The 7,923-nt window shown below is 37.9% G+C and carries 14 protein-coding genes; all 14 read left to right on the top strand.

The genetic code is table 11. The features are described 5' to 3' along the window. The first annotated feature begins 156 nt into the window (after positions 1-156). The 14 genes from ABVT42_RS21315 to ABVT42_RS22470 all read left to right on the top strand — a co-directional run bounded on the left by ABVT42_RS21315 (position 157) and on the right by ABVT42_RS22470 (position 7,807). On the top strand, positions 157-897 hold the full coding sequence (locus ABVT42_RS21315) for an FRG domain-containing protein (RefSeq protein WP_353897999.1): 741 nt from the start codon (positions 157-159) through the stop codon (positions 895-897). Position 898: 1 nt separating this feature from the next. Next, positions 899-2,083, top strand: coding sequence for a DUF262 domain-containing protein (locus ABVT42_RS21310; protein ID WP_353897998.1), 1,185 nt, complete (start codon positions 899-901; stop codon positions 2,081-2,083). A gap of 81 nt (positions 2,084-2,164) precedes the next feature. Then, positions 2,165-2,497 (top strand): immunity protein Imm33 domain-containing protein, encoded by a 333-nt coding sequence (locus tag ABVT42_RS21305; RefSeq protein ID WP_353897997.1) that lies wholly within the window; start codon positions 2,165-2,167, stop codon positions 2,495-2,497. Between the two features lie 64 nt (positions 2,498-2,561). Beyond that, positions 2,562-3,344 carry an ATP-grasp domain-containing protein gene (locus tag ABVT42_RS21300; protein ID WP_353897996.1) on the top strand — a complete coding sequence of 261 codons (783 nt, stop codon included), beginning with the start codon at positions 2,562-2,564 and terminating at the stop codon, positions 3,342-3,344. A 241-nt stretch (positions 3,345-3,585) separates the two neighbouring features. Continuing rightward, positions 3,586-3,831 (top strand): hypothetical protein, encoded by a 246-nt coding sequence (locus ABVT42_RS21295; protein ID WP_353897995.1) that lies wholly within the window; start codon positions 3,586-3,588, stop codon positions 3,829-3,831. 91 nt (positions 3,832-3,922) lie between these two features. Then, positions 3,923-4,201, top strand: a complete 279-nt coding sequence (locus ABVT42_RS21290; RefSeq protein ID WP_353897994.1) for a DUF4160 domain-containing protein — start codon at positions 3,923-3,925, stop codon at positions 4,199-4,201. Between the two features lie 10 nt (positions 4,202-4,211). After that, a complete protein-coding gene (locus ABVT42_RS21285) occupies positions 4,212-4,493 on the top strand; it encodes a DUF2442 domain-containing protein (protein WP_353897993.1) in 282 nt (93 codons plus the stop codon). A 125-nt stretch (positions 4,494-4,618) separates the two neighbouring features. After that, on the top strand, positions 4,619-4,966 hold the full coding sequence (locus tag ABVT42_RS21280; protein WP_367024391.1) for a hypothetical protein: 348 nt from the start codon (positions 4,619-4,621) through the stop codon (positions 4,964-4,966). A 104-nt stretch (positions 4,967-5,070) separates the two neighbouring features. Then, positions 5,071-5,556 carry a hypothetical protein gene (locus tag ABVT42_RS21275; RefSeq protein WP_353898219.1) on the top strand — a complete coding sequence of 162 codons (486 nt, stop codon included), beginning with the start codon at positions 5,071-5,073 and terminating at the stop codon, positions 5,554-5,556. A 139-nt stretch (positions 5,557-5,695) separates the two neighbouring features. Then, positions 5,696-6,082 (top strand): VOC family protein, encoded by a 387-nt coding sequence (locus ABVT42_RS21270; RefSeq protein ID WP_367024389.1) that lies wholly within the window; start codon positions 5,696-5,698, stop codon positions 6,080-6,082. Between the two features lie 140 nt (positions 6,083-6,222). Beyond that, complete coding sequence (locus ABVT42_RS21265) at positions 6,223-6,546, top strand: hypothetical protein (protein WP_353898177.1); 324 nt, start codon at positions 6,223-6,225, stop codon at positions 6,544-6,546. A gap of 94 nt (positions 6,547-6,640) precedes the next feature. Further along, positions 6,641-6,925 carry a hypothetical protein gene (locus tag ABVT42_RS21260; RefSeq protein WP_353898176.1) on the top strand — a complete coding sequence of 95 codons (285 nt, stop codon included), beginning with the start codon at positions 6,641-6,643 and terminating at the stop codon, positions 6,923-6,925. A 73-nt stretch (positions 6,926-6,998) separates the two neighbouring features. Next, on the top strand, positions 6,999-7,340 hold the full coding sequence (locus ABVT42_RS21255) for a hypothetical protein (protein WP_353898175.1): 342 nt from the start codon (positions 6,999-7,001) through the stop codon (positions 7,338-7,340). A gap of 53 nt (positions 7,341-7,393) precedes the next feature. After that, positions 7,394-7,807 carry a Tse2 family ADP-ribosyltransferase toxin gene (locus ABVT42_RS22470; protein ID WP_465251085.1) on the top strand — a complete coding sequence of 138 codons (414 nt, stop codon included), beginning with the start codon at positions 7,394-7,396 and terminating at the stop codon, positions 7,805-7,807. Positions 7,808-7,923 lie beyond the last annotated feature (116 nt).

The following is a 7,923-nucleotide window of genomic DNA, read 5'->3' as shown; positions in this document are numbered from 1 at the left end:
GACTTGTCTTGAAGCTGTGATAAATAACCATTTAACAAATGCATTAACACGGATGTTTTTCGCGCCGCTCCTTCGTCGCTCTGCGAAAAACACCGGTTATGCTGGCGTTATACCTATATGCGCGCAGTAATAAGCATCAAAATAAATGGATAGATAATGAAAATAAGTAAGCTTAGTGAATATATGGGCTATGTAGAGGAGTTACCTAGTGAGTTTTCACTTTCTAGAGGGCAGTCCAAAGACTATTCTCTCTTACCAAGTGCATTGCGCCTAGATGAGTCGAAAAATAGAAAATATAGTAAACGCGTAATAAGAAATTTCTTAGATCAGTTCAAAATAAACTCCTACCAGTACATGCATACCCCTTGGGATATTAAAAATGAGATAGAATGGATGCTATATGCTCAGCATTACGGAATACCAACGAAATTGATGGATTTTACAACATCGCATGTTATTTCATTACTTTTTGCGGTTGAAAAATCATTTCAAGATGAAAGTGATGATGATGCGGTAGTCTATTTCTTGAATCCCTCGGCATTGAACAATAAATCTATACAACAATCGCAAATTATCAACATATCTGGTGACGCTGTTGTAAATAGTGAGGGATATGATGGCCCATTTGTTGTTCAGAGCAGGAAAATTAATTCGAGAGTGAATGCGCAAAAAGGTCTTTTTGTTATATTCCAAGACGATGACAAACCTCTAGAAAGTAGCCTTGATGATTCAATTTTACGAAAGCTTATCATCAAGGGTGAGAGTAAGAAGAAATTGCTGGCATCTCTTTATTCGATGGGGATCAGTTTTACCCATATTTATCCAGAGCTAACCTCAGTGGCAAAGGATATATTGATGCAGCAAGATATCGCAGATCTAGTGCGAGAGGATAAATAAAATGAGTCATGACTTTAAAATAAACCCTACTACGATAGGTTTAACTTGGCAGACAGTATTTGAGCGAGTTCAGCTAGGGTATGAGCTTCAAGAGCTAAAAGAAGATGAATTAACAAAACAACAAATCGTAAAATTTAATGATGCAATAATAATTTCCCCTGATTATCAAAGAGAATATCGCTCTAGTGTTTCAGATGAAAGCTCACTGATAGAATCTGCGTTAATTGGAATACCAATTCCACCAATATTTTTGGCAAGTTTTAAATACAAAGGTGTTCAGGTACTAAATGTTGTTGATGGCCAACATAGGCTAAGAGCATTCCATCGTTTCTTTTCAAACTCATTTAAGCTTACAGATCTAAGCATTGAGAATAATAAAAACAATATGTTTTTCGATGATCTTGATGTTGATGATATAAATACGCTTCAAAGTAGGGATATTTCAACAATTACCTTTAGAGACTTTCCCGGTAAAGATTTTGAACTGGAAATATTTAACAGATATAACAAGGGGACGAAACCTCTTACGCCTCAAGATATTAGACACGCTGTATACGATTCGAAAGTTAATGAGTTTGTTAATAAATTCTGTAAAGAGTTAATGGATAATCCAAAAGATTCACTTTCAAAAGCATACGCAATTTCCAAGGATAGGTATCAAAAGAAAACTTGTCAGGAGAATGTGTTTGTTATTCTAAGTATTATTGAAGATGGGGTTAGTCAAGAGGTCATAGATAAAGATGGAAAACCTAAGAAAATCTATAAATCACCTCAATATGCTGAATATTATATGGAGAAAAAGTCAAGATTAGAAATGACAGAGCATGATGATCTAGAGGCTTTAACAAAAAACACGTTTGATCAATTTTCTAGGTTTAATAATTTTATTGAGTCAATAGCTAGACATACTGAGTTTCCATTTTCAAAAGAAATATATGGAGTTTCAAAAAGGGGTAATAAGTTTCAAGTTTCAATTTCAATGATACTGGCAGGGTTGTTTAGAAAACTAAATATAGAAAATGTCGATTTTTTATCGTTCTGTAGTGATGAAAACATAACAAAATTTCTGCATTTACTTTCGGAAAAACTTAATGATTCTTATTTGGAAGATCCGGATTATAATGCTTCAACTACAAACCCAATTGAAGTTCAAAAATTTGTTGATGCTTTTGAATTTCAGGTATAACAAACCACTGCACGCGGAAATATAACTCGCTGCGCTCCCGATATCCCGGTGAGTGGGGCGTTACATGCCTTAGGAAATATTGTGCCAAGCCAAAAGGAAATATGTAAAAAATTCGATGCAATACCGCTTCCCTCCAAAGAAGTTGAAAAGCTAGGTATAGCTATCGAAACTATTGGCAAGATGCCAATTAATGGCTTGCGACATAACCCCGAGAATGGAACATGTGGCTGGTATATTTGGTGCGGGGAAGAAATGTCTGAAGACGAAGATTTTTTCAAACCATTGCACGTTAGTCATATATCGGAATATCTACCTGAAGTAGAGCAGTATTTATCATTGCCTCCAGGTTATAGATTTTTAGTTGCTGGCGAGTACGAGGATGTGTGGCATGATCCACAGCTCACCAGCATGTAACAAGTTTAGGCAATCGGACGCAGCAAAGCTGCGCCGTTGCTAAAGGCGTTAAGCGTAAAGAACTATGAGAGTAATATTTCCATACAATCCATTAAACGAAAAAGAAGCTGATGGCCATTTTCACGAAGAGTATTTGCAACTCAAAGAAAAGGGAATTGCTTGCTCACTGTTTGATTACGACACTTTACAGTTTGATGAGTTTCGGCCAAAGCCAAGGTTGGACCAAGGAGACGTCATTCTTTATCGTGGCTGGATGTTGAATCCAGAATCTTATGAAAAGCTTTCAAATTTCGTGAGTAAGCACGATGGGAAAATGCTCACCAATACTGAAAACTTTATAAGCTCACATCATTTGCCCGGGTGGTACAAAGAAGTATTGGAATTTACTCCAGAAACAATTTTCATTGAAAATGAAGACGATGCAGTTTCAGAAGCAGAAAAGTCTGGGTGGGGTAAGTTTTTCGTAAAAGATTTTGTTAAGTCAAATTATAGTGATAGAGGCTCAATCGCAAATTCTCCTCAAGAGATTAAGGAAATCGTTGGCTTAATTAGAGAGCATCGCGGGGAAATTGAAGGCGGTATCGCACTGCGAAGAGTTGAAGAGCTTATCGGCGAAAGCGAAGTGCGTTATTTTGTGTTCAACGGAAAACCTTACTCTCCAAATGGGGTCGTTCCATTTCTTGTCAGCGAAATCGCTGCACGTCATAAAATGCCGTTTTACTCGGTAGATATTGTTCGGCGTTCTGACGGTGAGCTTCGATTAATCGAGATTGGTGACGGTCAAGTTTCAGATAGAAAGAATTGGGATGCCACCGTATTTTGCGAGGCATTAGTAGAAAATGCTTAACAAGTTTGTCCAGTTGACGTTTTGGTCTAAGCTCCTTTTTGTGCATGACCTACGGCCATTTTTGCACAAAAATCCTCTACAACCAAAACGCAACTGACAAAGGCGTTAACTTTAAAATGGATCAATTATGCAAAAAATTATATCGATTATATTATTTATGTTTTCTTCGTGCTCCTTCGCGGCGACAATTCAATGTACAGGAACTGTCGATAAAATTGGCATTCACGCGAATGATAGAATAATGCTGAAACTTAGTAGCATGAATAAAGCAATTTTTATATGTAGTCCCAATTCAGAATGGAATATTCCTGGTGGTGGTTATAAAACTAGCGCAGAGACATGTAAATCGATGTTGTCGATGTTAATGCATGCCAAATCAACCAAAGCAGAAATGGGAAGCGTTTGGTTGGATGGCGATGACGTTCCTGCAAGCTGCAATGCTTGGGGAGATTGGAAATCTGCGAATGTTCGTTTTTTCTTATATTAGGTAGTTAACCATAACCGGCAGCAGATGCTGAACAGCGCACTTCTGCGGTTGGCGTTAGCTTTCAATTCAAAAATCATCATAGGAGTGAAATATGCCAGAGATATGTAGATTTTTAGGGATCATTATTTATATGTATCGAGAAGTCGGGGGAAGGCATCACTATCCTCACATACACGCTGATTACGCTGGGAAAAAAGCAGTGTTTAGCATTGCAACTGCTGAGTTAATGGAGGGTAACTTTCCAAGAAAAGAGAAAAAACTCGTAGAAGCATGGATAGAGCTGAGAAAAACAGAGCTAAATTCAAACTGGAACAAATTAAATATTCCGTCTAGCACACCTTCCTTCTTTAAAATCGAACCTCTTAGATAAGGATTTTATTATGTCAAACTTAGAAAAATGGGTCGTAAAGAGTTTTAAAATTATCGGCGATTACACAATTGAATTGGTTTTTGTAGATGGTAAACGTCAAACAATCAATTTCGAGCCTGTCATTGGCAAAGGATGGATGGCAAACCTCAAAGACGTAGAATATTTCAAAAAAGTAAAATTAAATGATGGTGGTAATCTTGAGTGGCCTGACGGCCAGGATTTTAATCCAGAGGCGCTTTATGACTGGCCGCAATTCGAGAAAGCGTATATCGATGATATGAAATCAATGTAAAAAGCTAACAAGTCGTGCCAGTCGGACAGTTTGTTACGTGGCTCCCTTGTGCTCGCCGCTATGCTAGCACAAACGCCACTCCACAAACTGCCGCTGCACTCAGCGTTAATTCAAAAAGGAAGCGTATGAAAAAATATATATTTATGTTTTTAGTAATTATTATTGGGAAGCTTGAAGCTGCGGAGTGGGTGACTTTAGCTCCAGCAGACTTAATGCAACTAGAAGTAATTGATTCAGGAGTGCATTCTTTTGCGGAAGAAGGAGTCTATGTTAAACACAAGTCAGAATTTCCTCTATCGAACTCTGTGACTTGTTCAAAAAAACAATTTGTAGCATTTGTTAACCCTAAGTTAGCCGATCGTGCGATGTCTGCAATGATGTATGCAATGTCATCCTCTAAAACAATTAAGTTTTATGTTGACGGATGCTCTAATGACTATCCATTAGCAAAAAGCTTTATGCTTATGCCATAGAAATTAACAAGAAATTGGTGGTTGATGTGGAAAGCGCACAATACAATTTGGCGTTATGCGATTTTGGAGAATGAGCATTGATCTTGGTTTCTAAAGATGGACTCATGGATACTGAGCTTGCTATTTTGTGTGAGTTTCTTGAGATGATTGATCAAAAGTTGAATTCAATCAATGAACTCATTTCAAATTCAATTGATCCTGACTCGGATGGCTTATGTGATAGAGGGGAATATTTCATCGGGATAGGCTTTGTGGCGATACAGCAGTATTTAGTTGAAAGCCTAATAGCTACAGGCGTGAGTAAAGGCGATGCTTATAGATTAGGGCCAATTCATTCCTCAGAGCAATCAATCATCAGCATAATTAATGATTGTGCAAATTACTGGAAGCATGAGGCTGAATGGGTGGGTGTGGCAGGCTTACATAAGCAAGGACTTAAAACCTATAGCCAAGTTACCGACGTTGCTGATACTGATTGGTACAAGCTCAGCAATGTTCTGTTTTCATTATGTGATGGTAATAAATTCAGCTTCAATTCATTGATTCCTTACATTAGGGATTGGCAAGTTTGCATACATGAAAACCGATGAAAGTGAGTTGCGCATAACAAGGCGCTGCAAGGGAAAAAACTACGCTCCACAAATTTGTGGTTCGCTGCGTTCACTTTACCACAAATTTGCTCCGCTCCGTTTTTCCCCTGAGCGCGGCGTTAGTTGTTTAGGAGGAACAATGCACAAGAGTAGACTTGCAGCTTTAGTTATTGATAGTAAAGTTGAAGATATTGAAGAGGCAAATAAGTTTTGGGAAAAAGCATTAGGATTAAATTGTGTCCGATCAAGCGAATCGTGGTCAGATCGATACTCACATTTGGAAGTGCCAGATGATCAACCTCGAATATTGATACAGAAAGTGGATCACGATAGTCGTGTACATCTCGATATTGAAACTGACGATGTATCTGCCGAGGTTAAAAGACTGTCAGCGCTAGGTGCAAAAATATTCGAAGTCTTTGAAAGGTGGGTCGTTATGGAGGTACCGACGGGGCATCGTTTTTGCGTTGTGAACCCTCAAAGACCAGACTTTCCAGAGTCTAAAAATGTAAATTTTTGGGAGTAAAACAACTAACAAGCGCCTAAACTCCGACAATGTTAAGTTGTCATGGTTTTGGCAAACGACGCAAAAAGCCATGCCAACACATTGCGTGTTAGGCGGGCGTTAGAGCCAAATCGTAATAACCGTAATTCATAGGAGAGAATATGGAGTTAATTCAAATTGATGATGTTAGAGAACAAATCACTGAGTTAAAAAAGTTGATTAGGGTTGTCGATCCAAGATCACATGCAACGCTTACTAACGATAATGTGCGGGAAGTTGATTTTAAATTTTCTAGTGATATGGAGTACGTAGAAGCCAGTAGAGATGTAGGACTTTCTTTTGCTACCAACATGAAAAAATTTAAAAAGCTTATAAAATCAAAAGCGAGATTCCATACTGAGGTGGATATTTATGCAATTGATGAGTCGATGTTACTGATAGACGGGCTTAAAGTCGTACATGACCGTCTGGGACTGCCAGCCTAACAGTCACCAAAAGAATAAGTGTCCCAGAACTTATAAGAAAACTAGAAATTGTGGCACGAAAACTGGAAAAAATTGGAAGAATGAGGGTTGCTCCATGAAGAATATACATCAACCAATAAAAGACATAATGTCTTACTATGCGTCAAACCTTGAAAATAAAAGTGTCCTAGAAATTCTCGAAAAGCAGTCAATTGATTCTGAACAAGAAGCTAAAGAAGTCATAGCATTTCTAAATCTAATGAGTGATAAAATTGCAGAAGACTCCAAAGATAATATCGTTGTTTTACAACAACCAATTCACACCACAGATGCTGAAAAAATTTGTGATGTGATAGAGGACTACATAGAAGAGCTAGGGTATGAGCATCTAATAGGGTAAGCTGCTCTAACAAAAAAACCCAAGTGACCGCCTATGGCGGCGCTTGATTTAAGCGTTAAAACAGGAAAAAATAATGAGAAAGTGTTTAATCTTAATCAAATTATTCATGCTACCAACTATGGTACTTGCTGAAGGCACATCAAATAGCAAAATCAAAGGCTACGTTCTAAGTAATTCTGGTGGATTCTATATCACGCCTGATGTGGTTATTTCTAACACGGCATCATGCAATCACACAAATCGTTTTGTTGTCGACACAAATACTGCTTTTGGTAAATTAGTTGTATCTTCAGTTTTGGCTGCATATCATTCGGGAAAAGAGTTGCGCTTGGTCGGTGATGGAACTTGTAATTCTGGTATGTCTCCTAATTCAGAATCTTTAAGGAAGATTTGCACAAAAGATGGCCCATGTTAATTTAGTTTTAACAAAGCGCTCAACTCGAAAAATTACTCGCTGACTCGCTCGTAATATTCCGAGTTAGCTTAACGTTAAATCACAATTATGAAAATCATCTCAAGAATATATTTGTTAATAATTTTGTCTTTAGGAAGTGCTGCGGTTATAGGTTTGGCAACTCTAAATCACCGCGTTTTGATAACATCAGACCAAATAAAGATGCGAAAATTCAGGATCGCGCAGGTATCAAATATATAATCGCAGATGGAAATGGAATTAGCGCATTTTCATCGCTGCCACAAGGAAAGAAAAATACTTGGAAAATTCGCAAAGGGACACCACTGCCGCCAGGCGTCAAGTTTGTAATTGACAAGCGGCCAAATTATGAAACGCACTATATGCTAGCTCCAGAGCGAACAATGAAATTGAGCGAATTTCATGCGCTAATGGATAAAGTTAGAGAACATGCTATCAAAATAAACTAAGGAGCTAACTATGCAAACAATAGACTTAAAACTGCCATATACCGAAGTGACTTTATTGCTTGACGCTCTTCGTCACTATACTAATTACATTGAAGAGCTAGACGAAAATAGCATCG

Source organism: Aliikangiella maris (assembly GCF_040719265.1).
GTDB classification, from domain to species: domain Bacteria; phylum Pseudomonadota; class Gammaproteobacteria; order Enterobacterales; family Kangiellaceae; genus Aliikangiella; species Aliikangiella maris.
The sequence above is the reverse complement of the archived record's forward strand: the minus strand, read 5'-3'. Positions and strand labels throughout refer to the sequence as shown.

Excerpts from the sequence above, each read along its gene's own strand:
- ABVT42_RS21260 (WP_353898176.1), top strand. The coding sequence starts at position 6,641 with ATGAAGAATATACATCAACCAATAAAAGACATAATGTCTTACTATGCG.
- ABVT42_RS21255 (WP_353898175.1), top strand. The coding sequence starts at position 6,999 with ATGAGAAAGTGTTTAATCTTAATCAAATTATTCATGCTACCAACTATG.
- ABVT42_RS21290 (WP_353897994.1), top strand. The coding sequence starts at position 3,923 with ATGCCAGAGATATGTAGATTTTTAGGGATCATTATTTATATGTATCGA.
- ABVT42_RS21295 (WP_353897995.1), top strand. The coding sequence starts at position 3,586 with ATGCTGAAACTTAGTAGCATGAATAAAGCAATTTTTATATGTAGTCCC.
- ABVT42_RS21300 (WP_353897996.1), top strand. The coding sequence starts at position 2,562 with ATGAGAGTAATATTTCCATACAATCCATTAAACGAAAAAGAAGCTGAT.
- ABVT42_RS21265 (WP_353898177.1), top strand. The coding sequence starts at position 6,223 with ATGGAGTTAATTCAAATTGATGATGTTAGAGAACAAATCACTGAGTTA.
- ABVT42_RS21275 (WP_353898219.1), top strand. The coding sequence starts at position 5,071 with ATGGATACTGAGCTTGCTATTTTGTGTGAGTTTCTTGAGATGATTGAT.
- ABVT42_RS21285 (WP_353897993.1), top strand. The coding sequence starts at position 4,212 with ATGTCAAACTTAGAAAAATGGGTCGTAAAGAGTTTTAAAATTATCGGC.
- ABVT42_RS21310 (WP_353897998.1), top strand. The coding sequence starts at position 899 with ATGAGTCATGACTTTAAAATAAACCCTACTACGATAGGTTTAACTTGG.
- ABVT42_RS21280 (WP_367024391.1), top strand. The coding sequence starts at position 4,619 with ATGAAAAAATATATATTTATGTTTTTAGTAATTATTATTGGGAAGCTT.
- ABVT42_RS21315 (WP_353897999.1), top strand. The coding sequence starts at position 157 with ATGAAAATAAGTAAGCTTAGTGAATATATGGGCTATGTAGAGGAGTTA.
- ABVT42_RS21270 (WP_367024389.1), top strand. The coding sequence starts at position 5,696 with ATGCACAAGAGTAGACTTGCAGCTTTAGTTATTGATAGTAAAGTTGAA.